Origin of the sequence: Desertibacillus haloalkaliphilus (genome assembly GCF_019039105.1) — a bacterium.
In the GTDB taxonomy this organism is placed as follows: Bacteria; Bacillota; Bacilli; order Bacillales; family KJ1-10-99; genus Desertibacillus; species Desertibacillus haloalkaliphilus.
Map to the genome: position 1 here is coordinate 1 of NZ_JAHPIV010000098.1, position 457 is coordinate 457.

1 protein-coding gene is annotated in these 457 nt (G+C 37.9%); it reads left to right on the forward strand.

Translation table 11 applies throughout. The features are described 5' to 3' along the window. Positions 1-343: DoxX family membrane protein (locus KH400_RS21025; protein WP_217227982.1), on the forward strand; the 343-nt coding region annotated here is incomplete at its 5' end. Positions 344-457 lie beyond the last annotated feature (114 nt).

The following is a 457-nucleotide window of genomic DNA, read 5'->3' on the forward strand; positions in this document are numbered from 1 at the left end:
CTGCGTATCATTTTTAGAGGGTATAGCGATTCCAAACGCCGATCTGTTTAGCTTTATGGTAGCGTGGGGAGAGGTATTAGTAGGACTAGGACTTATATTAGGAGTGTTCACATCAGCAGCAGCGTTTTTCGGAGTAGTGATGAACATGTCATTCTTATTTGCTGGAACGATTTCTTCTAATCCGTGGATGATTTTAATCTCAATGTTTATTTTAGCAGCAGGAGCAAATGCCGGCCGTTACGGTGGAGATAGATGGGTGTTGCCTTACTTAAAAAGTGTCGTATTCAAAAATAGAAACAATGAAAAAGGTTTTGGTGGAGCGAATTTAAAAGAAGCAGTCTAACGTTTACAGTAATATGTGAAAATATGAACAAACAATAATGAGGAGGACTTACAATGATCGGTAAATTTTTAAGAGAAAATAAGTATGTGGCAGGAATATGGTTAGTGTTACGAG